The organism is Nocardiopsis sediminis (assembly GCF_042650565.1).
Lineage (GTDB): Bacteria > Actinomycetota > Actinomycetes > Streptosporangiales > Streptosporangiaceae > Nocardiopsis_B > Nocardiopsis_B sediminis.
Map to the genome: position 1 here is coordinate 616231 of NZ_JBHSBH010000003.1, position 17426 is coordinate 633656.

At 71.1% G+C, this 17426-nt stretch carries 19 protein-coding genes; 15 read left to right on the plus strand and 4 right to left on the minus strand.

The annotated features are described in order from the left end of the window. Positions 1–25 precede the first annotated feature (25 nt). The 13 genes from ACFOVU_RS04090 (at position 26) to ACFOVU_RS04150 (ending at position 10352) form a co-directional block, all read left to right on the plus strand. Entirely contained in the window at positions 26–1183 is a 1158-nt protein-coding gene (locus ACFOVU_RS04090) for a glycosyltransferase family 4 protein (RefSeq protein ID WP_378529914.1), read from the plus strand. A 230-nt stretch (positions 1184–1413) separates the two neighbouring features. Further along, entirely contained in the window at positions 1414–1884 is a 471-nt protein-coding gene (locus ACFOVU_RS04095) for a hypothetical protein (RefSeq protein ID WP_378529915.1), read from the plus strand. Positions 1885–1944: 60 nt separating this feature from the next. Next, the gene (locus ACFOVU_RS04100; protein ID WP_378529916.1) at positions 1945–2157 is read left to right on the plus strand and encodes an AtpZ/AtpI family protein; all 213 of its coding nucleotides are present in this window, start codon (positions 1945–1947) and stop codon (positions 2155–2157) included. A 93-nt stretch (positions 2158–2250) separates the two neighbouring features. After that, a complete protein-coding gene (gene atpB / locus ACFOVU_RS04105; RefSeq protein WP_378529917.1) occupies positions 2251–3123 on the plus strand; it encodes a F0F1 ATP synthase subunit A in 873 nt (290 codons plus the stop codon). A gap of 107 nt (positions 3124–3230) precedes the next feature. Next, on the plus strand, positions 3231–3443 hold the full coding sequence (gene atpE, locus ACFOVU_RS04110) for an ATP synthase F0 subunit C (RefSeq protein ID WP_378529918.1): 213 nt from the start codon (positions 3231–3233) through the stop codon (positions 3441–3443). Positions 3444–3479: 36 nt separating this feature from the next. Continuing rightward, positions 3480–4028, plus strand: a complete 549-nt coding sequence (gene atpF / locus ACFOVU_RS04115; protein ID WP_378529919.1) for a F0F1 ATP synthase subunit B — start codon at positions 3480–3482, stop codon at positions 4026–4028. After that, on the plus strand, positions 4028–4834 hold the full coding sequence (locus ACFOVU_RS04120; RefSeq protein ID WP_378529920.1) for a F0F1 ATP synthase subunit delta: 807 nt from the start codon (positions 4028–4030) through the stop codon (positions 4832–4834). Before atpF ends, ACFOVU_RS04120 begins: the two co-directional genes overlap by 1 nt. A 79-nt stretch (positions 4835–4913) precedes the next feature. Further along, the gene (gene atpA, locus ACFOVU_RS04125; protein ID WP_378529921.1) at positions 4914–6554 is read left to right on the plus strand and encodes a F0F1 ATP synthase subunit alpha; all 1641 of its coding nucleotides are present in this window, start codon (positions 4914–4916) and stop codon (positions 6552–6554) included. Positions 6555–6557: 3 nt separating this feature from the next. Beyond that, complete coding sequence (locus ACFOVU_RS04130) at positions 6558–7469, plus strand: F0F1 ATP synthase subunit gamma (RefSeq protein WP_378529922.1); 912 nt, start codon at positions 6558–6560, stop codon at positions 7467–7469. 7 nt (positions 7470–7476) lie between these two features. Further along, positions 7477–8919 (plus strand): F0F1 ATP synthase subunit beta, encoded by a 1443-nt coding sequence (atpD, locus tag ACFOVU_RS04135; protein WP_378529923.1) that lies wholly within the window; start codon positions 7477–7479, stop codon positions 8917–8919. 76 nt (positions 8920–8995) lie between these two features. Then, positions 8996–9403, plus strand: a complete 408-nt coding sequence (locus ACFOVU_RS04140; protein ID WP_378529924.1) for a F0F1 ATP synthase subunit epsilon — start codon at positions 8996–8998, stop codon at positions 9401–9403. A gap of 70 nt (positions 9404–9473) precedes the next feature. Next, a complete protein-coding gene (locus tag ACFOVU_RS04145; protein ID WP_378529925.1) occupies positions 9474–9953 on the plus strand; it encodes a DUF2550 domain-containing protein in 480 nt (159 codons plus the stop codon). 99 nt (positions 9954–10052) lie between these two features. Next, the gene (locus ACFOVU_RS04150) at positions 10053–10352 is read left to right on the plus strand and encodes an MTH1187 family thiamine-binding protein (protein ID WP_378529926.1); all 300 of its coding nucleotides are present in this window, start codon (positions 10053–10055) and stop codon (positions 10350–10352) included. Positions 10353–10382: 30 nt separating this feature from the next. Here ACFOVU_RS04150 and ACFOVU_RS04155 read toward each other — a convergent pair whose 3' ends face one another. The 3 genes from ACFOVU_RS04155 to nucS form a co-directional block, all read right to left on the minus strand. Beyond that, complete coding sequence (locus ACFOVU_RS04155) at positions 10383–10979, minus strand: cob(I)yrinic acid a,c-diamide adenosyltransferase (protein ID WP_378529927.1); 597 nt, start codon at positions 10977–10979, stop codon at positions 10383–10385. 387 nt (positions 10980–11366) lie between these two features. Then, positions 11367–12881, minus strand: a complete 1515-nt coding sequence (locus tag ACFOVU_RS04160) for a M20/M25/M40 family metallo-hydrolase (RefSeq protein WP_378529928.1) — start codon at positions 12879–12881, stop codon at positions 11367–11369. Between the two features lie 210 nt (positions 12882–13091). Next, on the minus strand, positions 13092–13769 hold the full coding sequence (gene nucS, locus ACFOVU_RS04165; RefSeq protein WP_378529929.1) for an endonuclease NucS: 678 nt from the start codon (positions 13767–13769) through the stop codon (positions 13092–13094). A 146-nt stretch (positions 13770–13915) separates the two neighbouring features. Here nucS and ACFOVU_RS04170 point away from each other — a divergent pair, with 146 nt between their 5' ends. Both ACFOVU_RS04170 and mftG read left to right on the plus strand, forming a co-directional pair. Next, complete coding sequence (locus ACFOVU_RS04170) at positions 13916–15115, plus strand: 3-hydroxyacyl-CoA dehydrogenase (protein WP_378529930.1); 1200 nt, start codon at positions 13916–13918, stop codon at positions 15113–15115. Positions 15116–15120: 5 nt separating this feature from the next. Further along, positions 15121–16656, plus strand: a complete 1536-nt coding sequence (gene mftG / locus ACFOVU_RS04175; protein ID WP_378529931.1) for a mycofactocin dehydrogenase MftG — start codon at positions 15121–15123, stop codon at positions 16654–16656. A gap of 26 nt (positions 16657–16682) precedes the next feature. On the opposite strand, the gene ACFOVU_RS04180 is transcribed toward mftG, so the two are convergent. Further along, positions 16683–17414, minus strand: a complete 732-nt coding sequence (locus tag ACFOVU_RS04180) for an alpha/beta hydrolase (RefSeq protein WP_378529932.1) — start codon at positions 17412–17414, stop codon at positions 16683–16685. Positions 17415–17426 lie beyond the last annotated feature (12 nt).

Below are 17426 nucleotides of genomic sequence, written 5' to 3' on the forward strand. Positions count from 1 at the left end.
TCCATGAAAGGCTGCTGGACTTTCCGTGCGTGAGTACGCGCTCACCTTCGTCATCGCCATGGCGGTCACCTATCTGCTGACCCCCTTCGTCCGGCGCGCCGCCATCACCTTCGGCGCGGTTCCACCGGTCCGCGATCGCGACGTGCACACCGAGCCGATCCCCCGGCTGGGCGGTATCGCCATCTACGGCGGGTTCGCGGCGGCGCTGCTGATCTCCTACCGGCTGCCCCACCTGCAAGAGGTCTTCGTCTACGACACCTGGCGGGGGCTGCTGCTGGCCGGCGGCCTGATCACGCTCATCGGCATCGTCGACGACCGGTGGGGCATGGCCGCGGTGCCCAAGCTCGCCGGCCAGACCGTCGCGGCCGGGATCCTGGTGGCCTCGGGCGTGCAGATGCTCTGGCTGCCGCTGCCGGGCACCCAGCTCTCCCTGGGGCCGTGGCTGGGCGCGGTGGTGTCGATCCTGCTGATCGTGGTCACCATCAACGCCGTGAACTTCGCCGACGGCCTCGACGGCCTCGCGGCCGGGATCGTGGCGATCTCGGCGTTCGCGTTCTTCGCCTACTACTACGTCGCAGCCGTCGACCAGGGGTTCGAGCGCCAGTCCTACCCGGCGATGATCGCGATCATCCTGGCGGGGGTGTGCATCGGGTTCCTGCTGCACAACTTCAACCCCGCGCGCGTGTTCATGGGCGATACCGGGTCGATGCTCCTCGGGCTGCTGCTGACCTCCATCACCATCACGGTGACCGGGCAGTTCTACCCCGACGGCCGCACCAGCGTGCACGGGCTGGCGCTGTTCCTGCCGGTCCTGCTGCCGCTGCTGGTGCTGGCGCTGCCGCTGGCCGACCTGGTGCTGGCCGTCGTGCGCCGGACGCTGGCGGGGAAGTCGCCGTTCGCGCCGGACAAGAAGCACCTGCACCACCGGCTGCTCGAACTGGGCCACTCCCATGCGCGGGCCGTGCTGCTGATGTACCTGTGGGCGGCGATCATCGCGTTCGCGTCGGTGTCGCTCTCGGTGTTCAACTCCCCGTTCATGGTGCTGGCCGTGACCGTTCTGGTCGCGATGTGCGCGGTCGGCCTGATCACGCTTCCGCGGCTGCGGCGCCGGCGCACGGCCGTCCGGCTCCGTGACGCTGATGAAAAGGTCACAGATCCGCCCGCGACCCCGTCCGGGGGGTGAGGATCCGGCTACCCGGCTCTTCGGTTGCCTCATGGCCTGAAAGGACACTGACCTGCGGCTTTCGGCGGCGCCATGCCGTAGCCGACATCACACATAGCGGGAGATTTCCGTGTTCGGGACATCCCGGGCCCAGGTAAGGTGTGCGTAAAGGCCACCCCGGGTCGGGGGCCGAAATCCTTGTGATAGCTTTCACGAGCAAGCACCCCACTGAACAGCCACGGAGCTCCTTCATGCAGGAACACGACGCCCGGATTCTGGCGGGCGCCGCGATTCCCACCGCCGCCGCGGGCGTGATCGCCATGGTCATCGCCTACTTCGTGGCGGGCGTGCACGGGCTTGTGGGGGCGCTCGTCGGCACCGTGCTGATCCTCGCCTTCTTCGCGATCTCGGCGGTCATCATCGCCGTTGTGGCCAAGAGGCAGCCCCAGCTGGTCCTGATGGCCGCCCTCGCCACGTACACCATCAAAGCGGTCGCGCTCGCGATCGTTCTGCTCCTTTTCGGCGGCGCGGAGGTGTTCGACCTCAACGCGTTCGCCGTGACGGCCGGGGTGTGCGTGGTGGTCTGGCTCACCGGGCACTCCGTCGCCAGCATCAAGGTGCGGCGCCTCTACGTCGAACCGGTCGAGACCCCCGAGAGCCCCGCGGACCCCGGGTCCGCCGAGGGGGCGGGAGCCGGTGAGCATGCCGAGGCCCAACCGTGACCGGGCGGCCACGGGGTGGTGTGCGTGCACTGTTCACCTACTGCTATCTTCCGGAGCGAGATGAACGGTCGTCCGGCCGAAAGCGGCGAGAAGCCGAGCGCCGATGGAATGACCGTCGTCTCGTACCTGCTGGGAGGCTTGGCCGTCTGGGGCGGTGCGGGCTGGTTGGCGGACCGGGCTCTCGGCTTCGAGGCTCTGTTCCTGCCCATCGGCCTGGTCCTGGGGCTGGTCGGCGCGATCTATCTGATCATCACCCAGTACGTCCGGTTCTGACCGACACGCCCGGTGGCGTGCCGCACACCCCATGCTGCGCGCGACCGCCCTATACATCGAGGATTGAGTTGCGTCACGACGAAAGGGTTCGCCGTGAGTGCTGACGTGCGCGCTTTGGCCGCGAGCGGGACGACCGGCGAATGCTCGGACCCCCACATCTTCAGCAGCCAACCCACCGGCTGCGGGTTCGAGGCTCCGACCACCGGGATCTTCTTCCCGACCCCGTGGTTCACCTACGACCTTCCCTACACCTCGGGCATCACCAAGTACGCCCTGGTGCTCGCCGTTGTGGTGGTGCTGGTCAGCGCTTTCTGGTTCTTCACCTCGCGCAACGCCAAGGTCGTGCCCGGGCGCTGGCAGAGCGTCGCCGAGCTGACCGTCGGCTTCGTGCGCGACCAGATGGTCCGCCCGGGCATGGGCAAGGCCGGCGACCGCTACATGCCGCTGATGCTCACGCTGTTCACGTTCATCCTGTTCATGAACGTCATGGGCATCATCCCGGGGCTCCAGCTCCCGGTCACCAGCAACCTCGCCTTCCCGGCGGTGCTGTCGCTCCTGGTCTACGTGCTGTGGAACGTCGTCGGCATCCGCGAGCACGGGTTCGGCGGCCACCTGAAGGCCAAGCTGGTCCCCAGCGGCGCCCCCATGTGGATCATGCCGGTGCTGATCCCCATCGAGTTCATCTCGAACTTCGTCTTCCGTCCGCTCACCCACGCGGTACGACTCTTCGCGACCATGTTCGCGGGCCACATGCTGCTCGCCGTGTTCGCCGCCGCCGGGTTCTACCTCTTCAACCCCGACGCGGGGGGCATTCTCAGCGCGGTGTCGATCGGCTACTCCGGCATGGCGCTGTTCGGATTCCTCGTGTTCACCGCTTTCGAGCTGTTCATCATGGGCCTCCAGGCCTATGTGTTCGTCCTACTGGCCTCCTTCTACATCGGTGAGGCCATCGAGGGCGGCCACTAAGGCACGGGCCGCCCTCCCTGACCCCAGCCCGGTACACCCACGTCAGTTCGACGGCACACCATGCTCGTCGGCGTGTTCTCCAAAGAAGAAGAAAAGGAATCTCCACAATGACCGGAATCGGTACCCTCGCCACTGTCGGTTACGGCCTCGCCTGCATCGGCCCCGGCATCGGTGTCGGACTCATCTTCGGCAACGGCGTGCAGGCCATCGCCCGCCAGCCCGAGGCCCGTGGTGTGCTCCAGGGTCAGATGATCCTCGGCATGGCCGTCATCGAGGCGCTCGCCATCCTCGGCTTCGTGCTCGCGTTCATCCAGGCCTGATCCCCGATCGGCGAAGAGTAGATCGAGCACGAAGGGATGCCAGCCGTGATCTTGGCTGCCGAGCAGGAGAACATCCTGCGCATTCACTGGGATGAATTCACCTTCGGCCTCATCGCGTTCATCGTCATCTTCGGCGTCGTCGTCAAGATGTGGCCGCGGTTGACCTCCGCGCTGGACGAGCGTGCCAACCAGATCGAGGGTGGCATCGAGCGTGCGAAGAAGGCGGAGGCCGAGGCGGAGGAGACCCGCCAGCAGTACCGCGAGAAGCTCGAAGAGGCGCACCGCCAGTACGCCCAGGAGCTGGAGAAGGCCCGGGAGCAGCGCGCCGCCATCATCGCGGAGGCGCGCGAAGAGGCCCAGGCCGAGGGGCGGCGCATCATCGAGGCCGCCCACGCGCAGATCGAGGCCGACCGCCAGCACGCCCTGGCGCAGCTGCGGTCGGAGATCGGCGTGCTCTCCACGGACCTCGCCACCCGCATCGTCGGTGAGACCCTGAGCGACAGCGCCGCCCAGAACCGCGTCATCGACCGGTTCCTGGAGGAGCTGGAGCAGACCGACAACCCGGCCCAGGCCGAGGTGCGCTGATGCGTGGTATCAGCCGCACCTCCCTGGCCGGGGCCACCGAGCGGTTCGACGGGGTCCTCGCGTCCGCCGACCCCGCGACGCTGGGCGGCGAGCTCTTCGAGGTCGTCGCGCTCCTGCAACGGGAGCACTCCCTGCGCCGCTGGCTGGCCGACCCCGCCAACCCGGCCGAGGCCAAGTCCGGCCTGGTGGGCTCGCTGCTGGAGGCCAAGGTCTCCCCGGCCACCGTCATGGTGGCCGGCGACATCGCCGGGGCCGCGTGGTCCAAACCGCGCGACCTCGTCGACGCCGCAGAGCGGCTGGCCGTCTACGCGACGGTCGCCGCGGTGGACGAGCAGCGGCTCGGCGACATCGAGGACGAGCTGTTCCGGTTCGGCCGGATCGTCGTCGCCGAGCACGGCCTGCGCGCGGCGCTGACCACCGAGGGCGTCGCGGCCGAGCACAAGCGCGCCCTGGTGGCGGACCTGCTCTCGGGCAAGGCCGACGCCGCCACGCTCGTGCTGATCACCGAGGCGGTCACCCGTCCCCGGGGCCGCACCCTGGAACAGGCCCTGGACCACTACGGGCAGATCGTCGCCGAGCGCGCCAAGCGCTACATCGCCGTGGTGCGCACCGCCGTGCCGCTGAGCGAGGACCGGCAGGCGCGGCTCCAGGCCACGCTGGCCCGGGTGTACGGACGCCCCATCCACCTCAACATCGAAGTCGTCCCGGAGATCGTGGGTGGGCTCTCCATCCGCGTGGGCGATGAGGTCATCGACGGTACCGTCGCCGGGCGCCTCGCCGAGGTCCGGCGTCGGCTGGCCGGCTGACGCGACGAATTCGGCCAACGCAACGCACGCACGGCGCCCGGACAACGCGGCGCCATACGAGAGCAAGGACATACGTGAGATGGCGGAGCTGACGATCCGGCCGGAGGAAATCCGGAACGCGCTGGAGCGCTTCGTCCAATCGTACGAGCCCGAAGCCGCCGCACGCGAGGAGATCGGAACCGTCACCTACTCCGGTGACGGCATCGCCCGCGTCGGTGGCCTTCCCTCTGCGATGGCGAACGAGCTGCTGGAATTCGAAGACGGAACCATGGGCCTGGCCCAGAACCTGGAGATCGGCGAGATCGGCGCCGTTGTCCTGGGCGACTTCAACGGCATCGAAGAGGGCCAGACGGTGCGCCGCACCGGCCAGGTCCTCTCGGTGCCGGTCGGCGACAACTTCCTCGGCCGCGTGGTCGACCCCATGGGCCGCCCCATCGACGGCCAGGGCGACATCGAGACCACCGAGCGCCGCGAGCTGGAGCTCCAGGCCCCCACGGTCATGCAGCGCCAGCCGGTCGGCGAGCCGATGCAGACCGGCATCAAGGCCATCGACTCGATGACCCCCATCGGTCGCGGCCAGCGCCAGCTGATCATCGGTGACCGGCAGACCGGCAAGACCGCGATCTGCATCGACACCATCATCAACCAGAAGTCGAACTGGGAGTCCGGCGACCCCACCAAGCAGGTGCGCTGCATCTACGTGGCGGTCGGCCAGAAGGGCTCGACGATCGCCAGCGTGCGCGGGGCGCTCGAAGAGGCCGGCGCGATGGAGTACACCACCATCGTCGCCGCCCCGGCCTCCGACCCCGCGGGCTACAAGTACCTCGCCCCCTACACCGGTTCGGCCCTCGGCCAGCACTGGATGTACCAGGGCAAGCACGTGCTGATCGTCTTCGACGACCTCACCAAGCAGGCCGAGGCCTACCGCGCCGTGTCGCTGCTGCTGCGCCGCCCGCCGGGCCGCGAGGCCTACCCGGGCGACGTCTTCTACCTGCACTCCCGGCTGCTGGAGCGCTGCGCGAAGCTCTCCGACGAGCTGGGCGCGGGCTCGATGACCGGCCTGCCGATCATCGAGACCAAGGCGGGCGACGTCTCGGCCTACATCCCGACCAACGTCATCTCCATCACCGACGGCCAGGTGTTCTTGGAGGCCGACCTGTTCAACCAGGGTCAGCGCCCGGCCATCAGCGTCGGCGTGTCGGTGTCGCGTGTCGGCGGCGCCGCCCAGACCAAGGCGATGAAGACGGTCACCGGCCCGCTGCGGACCAGCCTCGCCCAGTACCGCGAGCTCGAGGCGTTCGCCGCCTTCGGCTCCGACCTGGACGCGGTCTCCAAGGCGCAGCTGGCGCGCGGCTCGCGCCTGATGGAGCTGTTCAAGCAGGGCCAGTACCGCCCGTTCGCCGTGGAGAAGGAGGTCGTCTCGATCTGGGCCGGCACCACCGGCGAGCTGGACGAGGTCCCGGTCGAGGACGTGCTCCGCTTCGAGTCGGAGTTCCTGGACTTCCTGGGCCGCGAGCACCCCAAGGTCCTCGACAACATCCGCGAGAGCGGCAAGTTCGAGGACGAGACCGCGGCGACCCTGAAGGACGCCATCACCGGCTTCAAGCAGGCCTTCCAGACCAGCGCCGGCACCCTCCTCGGCAACGAGGAAGCCGAGGCCCTGGAGGAGAGCGAAGTCGGCCAGGAGACCATCAAGGTCGCCAAGAGCGCCGGGAAGTAGCCCATGGGAGCACAGCTTCGCGTCTATCGCCGGAGGATCCGCTCGACCAAGTCGATGGCGAAGATCACCCGGGCGATGGAGCTCATCGCCACCACCCGCATCACCAAGGCGCAGCGGGCGGTCGAGGCGGCGGGTCCCTACGCACGCGAGATCACCCGCGCCGTCTCGGCCGTGGCCTCGCGGGTCTCCGAGCACCCGCTGCTCACCGAGTCCGAGAACCCGACCCGGGCGGCCATCCTCGTCATCACCAGTGACAAGGGCCAGGCCGGCGCCTACACCGCCAACGCGGTCAAGGAGGCCGAATCCCTGAGCGCGCTCCTGCGCGAGCAGGGCAAGGAGGTCCTGCTGTACGTGGTCGGCCGCAAGGGGATCGCGTACTACCGGTTCCGCGACCGCGCCATGGAGCAGACCTGGGAGGGGATCACCGAGCGCCCGGCCTACGCCAGCGCCAAGGAGATCGGCGAGACCCTGATGGGCCGCTTCACCAAGGACAGCGAGACCGAGGACGGCGTGGACGAGATCCACATCGTCGCGACCGAGTTCGTCTCCATGCTCACGCAGCGGGCGGAGTCGCACCGGGCGCTGCCGCTGGAGGTCGAAGAGGTCGAGGCCGAGGAGCTCGAGCGCGAGCAGGGCAAGAACCTGCCGCTCTACGACTTCGAGCCCTCGCCGGAAGAGGCCCTCGACCAGCTGCTGCCGCAGTACGTGACGAACCGGATCTATTTCGCCCTCCTCGAGTCCGCGGCCTCCCAGTGGGCATCGCGCCGCAACGCGATGAAGTCGGCGACGGACAACGCCGAGGACCTTGTCAAGAACCTGACCCGCCAGGCCAACCAGGCCCGCCAGGCGGAGATCACCAACGAGATCAGCGAGATCGTCGGCGGCGCCGATGCCCTCGCTGCTGCCAGGGAGTGAGTGAGAAGTGACTGCGACAGTCGAAGGGACGGCAGCGCCTGGCACGGCCACGGGGCGCATCGCCCGGGTCACCGGCCCGGTCGTCGACGTGGAGTTCCCCGTCGACTCGCTGCCTGCGATCTACAACGCCCTGCACACCGACGTGACCCTCGGCGGTGAGACCAAGACGCTGACCCTGGAGGTCGCCCAGCACCTCGGCGACAACCTGGTCCGCACCATCAGCCTCGCGCCGCAGGACGGCATGGTCCGCGGCGCCGAGGTCCGCGACACCGGCGGCCCCATCTCCGTCCCGGTCGGCGACGTCGTCAAGGGCCACGTGTTCAACACGCTGGGCGAGTCCATGGACGTGCCCACCGCCGAGCTCGGGGTCCAGGAGCGCTGGCCGATCCACCGCAAGGCCCCGGCCTTCGACCAGCTCGAGTCGAAGACCGAGATGATGGTCACCGGCATCAAGGTCATCGACCTGCTGACCCCCTACGTCCGGGGCGGCAAGATCGGCCTGTTCGGCGGCGCGGGTGTGGGCAAGACGGTGCTCATCCAGGAGATGATCACCCGTATCGCCCGCAACTTCGGCGGTGTGTCCGTCTTCGCGGGCGTGGGGGAGCGGACCCGTGAGGGCACCGACCTCTTCCTGGAGATGGGCGAGATGGAGGTCCTCCCGGACACCGCGCTGGTGTTCGGCCAGATGGACGAGCCTCCGGGCACCCGTCTGCGCGTGGCGCTGTCGGCTCTGACCATGGCGGAGTACTTCCGCGATGTGAAGAACCAGGACGTGCTGCTCTTCATCGACAACATCTTCCGGTTCACCCAGGCCGGCTCCGAGGTCTCCACCCTGCTGGGGCGCATGCCCTCCGCGGTGGGCTACCAGCCGAACCTGGCCGACGAGATGGGCCTCCTCCAGGAGCGCATCACCTCGACCCGGGGCAACTCGATCACGTCGATGCAGGCGATCTACGTGCCCGCGGACGACTACACCGACCCCGCGCCGGCCACCACGTTCGCCCACCTCGACGCCACCACCGAGCTGTCGCGGCCGATCTCGCAGAAGGGGATCTACCCGGCGGTGGACCCGCTGGCGTCGACCTCGCGCATCCTCGACCCGCAGTACGTGGGCCAGGAGCACTACGATGTGGCGCAGCGTGTGATCGGTATCCTCCAGCGCAACAACGACCTCCAGGACCAGATCGCCATCCTCGGTATCGACGAGCTGTCCGAAGAGGACAAGATCATCGTGCAGAGGGCGCGGCGCCTGGAGCGCTTCCTCTCGCAGAACATGTTCGTCGCCGAGAAGTTCACCGGCAACCCCGGTGTGTTCGTGCCGCTGGAGGAGACCATCGCCTCCTTCAAGGCCGTCTGCGACGGCGAGTACGACCACCTGCCCGAGCAGGCGTTCCTGGACGTCGGCAACATCGAGATGGCCGTCGAGAAGGCCAAGAAGCTCCAGGGCTAGCGCTTCGCCGGGAAGCGGGCGGCGACACGCCGCCCGCTTCCCGTGAATTCGCCCACGAGCAGAGGGGTTAATGGCAGTGTCGAAGAAGCTTTCCGTCGAGATCGTGTCGCCAGAGCGCGAGCTGTGGGCGGGCGAGGGTGACATGGTCATCGCGAAGACGACCGACGGCGAGATCGGCGTGCAGCCGGGGCACGTCCCGGTGCTCGCGCTGCTGGCGCCCGGCGCCGTGGTGCGGGTCATCGGGGGCCGTGAGAACGGCGAGGTCCGGGCGGCGGCCCACGGGGGGTTCATCTCCGTGTCCGACGGCAACCGGGTCTCCATCCTCGCCGAGGTCGCCGAGCTGGCCGAGGACGTCGACGTCTCGCGTGCCAAGGCGGCCCTGGCCGCGGCGGAGTCCGAGGGGATCTCCCTTGAGGACGCCGAGGCACAGGCCCGCGTGGCCCGCGCACGCAGCCGCCTCCAGGCCGCCGGCGAGTCGGTCTGACGGGAGACGGGTTCGCTGTCCGCCGGGCGCGCCCGGCGGCGGACCATGAGAGGCGAGGGCGAGGACCAGGGTGCAAGAGCTGTTCGATCAGGTGTGGTTCCGGCTCGCCGAGTGGCTCGTCTTCACCCTGCTCCTGGTGGCCCTCCTCGGACTGATCGGCGTCACTGTGCGCAGGTTCGTCCTGGAACGCGGGGGCGGCGCCGTCGAATGCTACCTGCGCGCCGCCGGGCCCCGAACAGGCCCGTGGCGCATGGGATTCGGGCGCTATGGGAGCGATGACCTGCGGTGGTACCGCATCTTCTCCCTCTGGCCGCGGCCGGCAGCAGAGCTGTCGCGCCGCGGTCTTGTTGTTGTGGGGCGCCGCACGCCCACGCCCGCCGACCTCGCCGAGCTGGCCCCCGATGTGGTGGTGGTCGAGGTGGGCTGGGCCGCCGCCGACGGCTCCGACCCCAAGGAGCCGGTGTACGAGCTGGCGATGAGCGAGAGCGCGCTGACCGGCTTCCTGTCGTGGCTGGAGTCCATGCCCCCCGGCACCATCTGGCAGTCCTGACCCGGGGCGCCGTGCCGGCCGCCCGGGCCCTGCCGCGCCCCGGGCCGACGCGGCGCCCAGAGGCGCGACATCCGGGCCTGCGCGGCCTAGGGTAGGGGCATGATCGTGGCATTCTCTGTGAGTCCCCTGGGCGCCGGCGAGTCCGTCGCACCGGCCGTCGCCCGCGCCGTGCGCGTCGTCCGCGAGAGCGGCCTGCCCAACCAGACCGACGCGATGTTCACCAGCATCGAGGGGGAGTGGGACGAGGTCATGGACGTCGTCAAGCGGGCGGTGACCGCGGCGGGCGACGGCGCCAACCGGGTCAGCCTCACCCTCAAGGCCGACATCCGCGGGGGCGTGTCCGACGGCCTCACGCAGAAGGTCGAATCGGTCGAGCGCGAACTCGCCGCCGGCGCCTGACCCCGCCCGCCGGAGGCGGTCACGGGCGGCTCAGCGTTCGCCGCCCGGCTTCCACAGCACCTCGGTGCCGTCGCGCCCCAGGACCCTGCACAGGACGAACAGCAGGTCCGAGAGGCGGTTGAGGTAGCGGGCGGTCAGCGGGTTCACGCCGTCGCCGTACTCCTCGATCGCCGCCCAGGCGCTGCGCTCGGCGCGGCGGGTCACCACCCGGGCCGTGTGCATGAACGCCACGGTGGGCGAGCCGCCGGGCAGGATGAAGCTGCGCAGCACCGGCAGGTCGGCGTTGTAGGCGTCGCAAACGGCCTCCAGACGCTCGACGTAGCCGGGCTCCACCCGCAGCGGCGGGGCCGCGGTCTCGGCCTGCACCGGGCACGACAGGTCGGCGCCGAGGTCGAACAGCTCGTTCTGCACCCGGCCCAGCAGCGTGCGGATGTCATCGGGGACCTCGCCCACGGCCAGGGCCGTCCCGATCGCGGCGTTGGCCTCCTCCACGTCGGCGTAGGCGGCCAGGCGGGGATCGGTCTTGGCGGTGCGGGTCATGTCGCCGAGGTGGGTGCTCCCGGCGTCCCCGGCGCGCGTGTAGATCTTCGACAGCACGACGGGTGTGTCGGAATCGCGTTCGGTCATGGGGCAACCCTAGTTGGGGACGGTGAATAACCGTTGTGCATCGGGGGGTGAAGGCGCTTCACACCACTGATACCGTGTGCAGTGGAAGCGCTACCCAGGGTAGTGAACCGTGGTGACCGCCCATGCGCGCCACCGCTCTTCGGGTGTGATGGCGGGGGCCGGCCGAAGGAAGGAACGCCCGGGAGGCGCTTCCCCGCCTGACGCGGCCTGGCCGCGCGGGGCGGCTGACACGGGTCGGGGGGCCAGGTCAGCCGTCCCCGAGGCATCAGCGGGTCCGGGGGTCACTTCCGCCCGCGCGCGCCGCCCCGGGGCCCCCGGGGCGGCGCGAAACGCCCGTGGACGAGGAGCGATCCTCGGCCACGGGCGTCGCCCAGTGCGGTCGGACGGTTACCGCAGCCAGAGGTCGCCCAGGCGTTCGGCGTCGAACTCCTGGGCCTGCTGTGTGCGCGCCACGCCGTTCACCGGCAGGGTGCTGTCGGCGTAGGTCTCAACGGAGTAGGCGATGGCGTCGGAGAGGTCGCCCACCGCGTCCCAGTTGATCTCCTCCACCGTGTCGCCGGCGGTGTGGTAGTTGGCGTCGTAGGGCTCCCCGGCGACCCCGCCGTAGTACTCCACCTGCTCCTCGGTCTTGATCCCGTCGGCGCCGCTGAACACGCCGCCCGAGGGGATCCCGGCCTCCATGAAGGCGCTGTAGTCGGATCGGCCGCTGAACTCGGTGGGCTCGCTGACCAGGTCGCGTCCGGCGAAGTAGTCTTCGAACAGCTTCTGGATCGCGCCGGAGCCCGAGGGCGGCGGCAGCGAGCCGTCGAGCTCGCCGCGGCCGTCGTAGACGAACCGGCCGAAGTTCTCCGAGCCGATCATGTCGAAGTTCAGGTAGAGCGCGATCTGCTCCACCTCGTCGTCGCTCAGCCCCTCGACGTAGCGGGTGGAGCCGATCAGCCCCTCCTCCTCGGTGCCCCAGAACGCGAAGCGCACCCGGTTGTTGGGCGTGTCGAGCCGGGCGAGCTGGCGGGCCGTCTCCAGGACCGCCGCCGTGCCGCTGCCGTTGTCGTTGATGCCGGGGCCCTCGGCGACGCCGTCGAGGTGGGCGCCGACGACAACGGTGTTGTCGGGCGTGCCGCCCTCGGTGTCGGCGGTGATGCTGTAGGAGGACTGCGTGGTGACCTCGGCGTCGACGGCCAGCCGCAGCTCCAGCCCCTCGCCCGCGGCCAGCAGGTCGGCGCCGACCTCCTGGGTGACGCCCACGACCGGGACGGCGGACTCGGTGCCCACGGTGCCGTTCAGCGGGCCGGGCTCGTTGTTGATGATGACGACCCCGGTGGCGCCGGCGTCGGTGGCGTTCTGCGTCTTCTCGGAGAACGGGCAGGTGCCGCGCAGGGCGATCGCGACGGCGCCCTCGGGGAAGCCGGCGAAGTCGTCGGCCGAGCAGCCGCTCTCGGCGCTGTCGGCGTTGACCGGCACGCCCGGCGCGGTGGTGTCGCCCGAGCCGGAGTACGACATCGTGACGAAGTCGTCGGCGGGGGCGAACTCGCGCTCCTCGGGGGCGGTCTGGGTGAGGACGGCGGGGCTGTTCTCCCCCCAGCTCTCGTACTCGTAGGTGTGCTTGACGGGGGTATAGCCCGCGCGCCGGAGCTGGTTGATCACGTACTTCGCGGCGACGTCGTAGCCGGCGGTGGCGCTCGCGCGGTTGCCGCCGTTGTACTCCGCGATCGTCTGGAGGTTCTCCAGATGGGTGCGGATGCTCTCCGTGGTCACCAGGGTGGGCAGCACGGATTCATCCGCGTGCGCCGTGCCGGGCGCCAGCCCGAGGCCGAGAGCGAGGACGACGGCGGCGCCGCCCGCTGTCAGCCGCCGTGCCGCGGGGGCCCGGCCGGGGGATGGTACGGGGTGTCTGCTGGGCACGTTGCTCCTCCTGAGCGAGCGCCCGCCTACCAGGGGTGATGGGGCGGGCGCGAAGATGCGAGGTAGGGAGCAGCCTGTCAGGAGCGCATGCGCAGGATCAAGGCGGACCGGCCGTCATTGCCACATCCAGCCACATACCTTCCGTGGGCGGTAGGTGGTGTGATGTGATAATCGGTTCCACTTGATCATGATCGCCCCATATGTCCGCGTTCAGAACAGGCGGGGGATATCGGGCTCGATCCCGCGCAGGGCGTCGTAGTCGAGGGTCACGCAGCCGATGCCGCGGTCGGTGGCCAGCACGCGCGCCTGCGGCTTGATCTCCTGGGCGGCGAAGACCCCCCGCACGGGCTTGAGAGCGGGGTCGCGGTTGAGGAGTTCGAGGTAGCGGGTGAGCTGCTCCACGCCGTCGATGTCGCCGCGCCGCTTCAGCTCCACGGCGACGGTCGCGCCCTCGCGGTCGCGGCACAGGATGTCCACCGGCCCGATGGCCGTGGGGAACTCGCGGCGGATCAGCGTGTAGCCCTCGCCCAGCGTGGTGATGTGCTCGGCGAGCAGCTCCTGGAGGTGGGCCTCGACGCCGTCCTTCTGCAACCCCGGGTCGGTCCCCAGCTCGTGGGAGCTGTCGTGCTGGATCTCCTCGATGCGCAGCACCAGCTTCTCACCGGACTTGCCGTGGGTGACCGTCCAGACGTCGGTCCCGTCGTCGGCGACCCCCTCGCGCACGGTGCACGGCGGGTTCATCCAGTTCAGCGGCTTGAAGGCGCGGTCGTCGGCATGAATCGACACCGACCCGTCGGCCTTCATCAGGATGAGGCGGGGGGCCATGGGCAGGTGGGCGGTGAGCCGGCCGACGTAGTCGACGCTGCACCGGGCGATCACGAGTCTCACGCTGCACGATCCTAGCCCCGCTGTACGCCCCGGGGGCCCGTTCCGCTCGCCGGCCGGGCCCGCCCACGGGCACGGGACCCCGCGACACCGGAGAGCCGCTCCTACCCGGCGGTAACGGGTCGGCCGGCACGGGCTAGGGTGAAGGCATGGTGCAGGAATTCCACAAGGTCGGAGTGGTCGGGCTCGGTGCCATGGGCGCCGGTATCACCGAGGTGTTCGCCCGCGCCGGGTTCGAGGTGACGGGCGTCGAGATCGACGACACCGCGCTGCGCGGGGGCCGCTCCCGCGTCGCCGCGTCGCTCTCCAAAGCCGTGGACAAGGGCAAGCTCACCCCGCAGGAGCAGGACGCCATCGAGGGCCGCATCACCTTCGGCACCGACCGCGGCGCGCTGGCCGACGCCGACTTCGTGGTCGAGGCCGTCCCCGAGCGCCTCGACATCAAGCGCGACGTCTTCGCCGACCTCGACCGCATCTGCCCGCCCGGCACGATCCTGGCCACCAACACCTCCTCCCTGGCCGTCACCGAGATCGCGGCCCTCACCAGCCGCCCCGGCAAGGTCGTCGGCCTGCACTTCTTCAACCCCGCCCCGGTGATGAAGCTGGTCGAGGTCGTCGGGACGGTCCTCAGCGAACCCGGCACCGTCGACCTCGCCGCCGAGGTCGCCAAGCGCATCGGCAAGACCCCCGTGGTGGTCGGGGACCGCGCCGGGTTCGTCGCCAACGCGCTGCTGGTCCCCTACATCAACGACGCCGTCTCCCTCTACGAGCGCCGGATCGCCTCCCGCGAGGAGATCGACACCGCCATGACCGCGGCCGCGGACCTGCCCATGGGTCCGCTCGCCCTGGCCGACCTGGTCGGCCTGGACGTGTGCCTGGCCGTGCTCGACGTGCTCTGGGCGGAGTTCCGCACCCCCCGCTACGTCGCCTCCCCGCTGCTGCGCCGGATGGTCGCCGCCGGGCGCCTGGGCCGCAAGAGCGGGCGCGGCTTCTACGACCACACCCGGGAGGACGTCGCCGAGGACCTGCCCGCCGGGCGGCTGGCCGCGTCCGTTCGCAGCGGCGAACTCGGGTTCGACGTCGCCGGGCTGCTGCTCGCGCGGCACATCGACGACGCCGCCCGGATGATCGGCGACGGCTACGCCACCGCCGACGACGTCGACACCGCCATGCGCTTCGGCTGCGGCTACCCCAAGGGGCCCGTCGAGCTGCTCATCGCGCGCGGCGCCGACGCCGTCGCCGACACCCTCGGCGCCGCGGCCAACGCCCACTTCGCGCCCTACGACCCGGCGCCGCTGCTCGCCGCGATCGTGCGCGACGGCGGCTCCACCCTGCACGACGGGTCCTGAGCGCCGTGGACCCGGCCGGCGCCCACGACGTCATCGTCGTCGGCGCCGGCTCCAGCGGCGCGGTCCTCGCCGCCCGCCTGAGCGACCGGCCCGGCCGCCGCGTGCTGCTCCTGGAGGCGGGCCCCGCCTACACCCGCGCGGCCGACGTGCCGCCGGAGGTGCGCGACGGCACGATCATGGCCGCCGCGGCGCCCGGCCACCCGCTGAACTGGTCGCTCACCAGCACGGTCGCCCCCGGGCTGCGGCGGCCGGTGCCCCGCGGCCGGGTGGCCGGCGGGTCGGGGGCGGTCAACGGCGGCGTGTTCGTGCGCGCCACCCCGGCCGACTTCGACGCCATCGCCGCGGCCGGGCACCCCGAATGGTCCCACCGCGCCGTGCTCGCGTCGTTCACCGCTTTGGAGGCCGACCACGACTTCACCGGCCCCGGCCACGGCACGCGCGGCCCCGTCCCCGTGCGCCGGATCCGGGCCGGGGAGGCGGCCCCCGTCACCACCGCGTTCCTCGACGCCTGCGCCGCCCTCGGCCTCCCGGAAGAGGCCGACAAGAACGCCGACGGGCCCCCGGGCGCCGGCCCGCTGCCGCTCAACGTGGTCGGCGGCGTCCGCCACAGCGCCCTGCTCACCCACCTGCTGCCCAGAGCGGGCCGGAGCGGCCTGACCGTGCTCGGCGGCGCCACCGTCCACCGGGTCCGCTTCCGCGGCACGCGCGCGGCCGGCGTCGACGCGGTGATCGGCGGCCGGCCCCGCACCTTCCACGCCCCCGAGGTGGTGCTCAGCGCGGGCGCCGTCGGCACCCCGCGGCTCCTCCTTCTCTCGGGCATCGGGCCCGGAGCCGAGCTGGCCGCCCACGGCATCCCGGTGGTGCACGCGGCCCCGGGGGTGGGCAAGCGGATGAGCGACCACCCCAGCGTCGCCGTCGGCCACCTGCCCCGGCCCGGCCACGAGCGGGGGCCGGACACCCCGGTGGCGGAGGCGGCGCTGCACACCGCCGCGCCCGGCGGCGGCGCCGGGATCGAGCTCATGCCCCACACCGCCCCGTTCCACCGGCTGATCCCCGTCCCGGGCGCCGCCCCGGGGCCGGAGGAGTGCGCGATCGGCGTTCAGGTGCTGCGCCCCGCCCGCACCGGGACGGTCGCCCTCGCCTCCGCCGACCCCCGCGAACCCCCCGTGCTCTCCCATGGCCACCTCACCGCGGCGGCCGACCGCGCGCGCATGCGCGACGGGGTGCGGCTGTGCACCGGCCTCATGGAGACCGCCGCCTTCCGCGCCGTGTCCCCGCGGCACAACGGGCCACCGCCCGCGGTCCTCGGCTCCGACCGGGACCTCGACGACTGGATCCGCGCCCGGCTGTCCACCGCCGTCCACCTGTCGGGCGGCTGCGCCATGGGCGACGTCGCCGACGCCCACGGCCGGGTCCTGGGCGTCGAGGGCCTGCGCGTCTGCGACACCTCCCTGCTGCCCCGCGTCCCCGCGCGCGGCACCGGCGCCACCGCCATGGCGATCGGCGAGCACCTGGCCCGCCTCATCGACGCCGAGCCCTGAGATCCGGCCCGGTGGCGGGCCGTGGGTCAGAGCGTGTCGCGCTCGTAGGGCCCGTCCCACTCCGTGGGCAGCGGGTGCCCGTCGGGAGCCACGCGCTGGACGATCTCGTTGAGCACGGTGCGCACGTAGGGCTCGCCGACCCACAGGTGCTTGGCGCCGTCCACGCCGATGACCTCGGCCTGGGGCACCCGCGCGAACCGCTTGCGGGCCTCGTCCGGGCGGAGGTAGTCGTCGAACTCCGGGACGAGGGCCACCAGGGGCTTTCCGGACGCGGCCCACACGTCGAGGTCGGCGTCGCCCGCACGGTGCAGCGGCGGCGACAGCAGCACCGCGCCCTGCACCTCGGGGTCGCAGCCCCATTTCAGCGCGAGCTCGGTGCCGAACGACCAGCCCACCAGCCACGGCGCCGGCAGCTCCTCGAACTCGGTGAACTCGATCGCGGCGGCGACGTCGTAGCGCTCGGTCTCGCCCTCGCCGAACGTCCCCTGGCTGGTGCCGTGCCGCGACGTCGTGCCGCGCGTGTTGAAGCGCAGCACCGCGACCCCGGCGAGCGCGGGCAGCCGGAACGACGCCTTGCGCATGACGTGGCTGTCCATCATCCCCTCCGCCGTCGGCAGCGGGTGCAGGCAGACGATGGTGGCGACGGGGGCGCGGCCCTCGGGCAGCGCGAGCTCCCCGACCAGCTCCAGGCCGTCGGCGGTGTAGAGGGTGACGGGGCGGCGGTCGGCGGGCAGCACCGTGCTGGCGCGGATGTCCATGGCTCCTCGGTT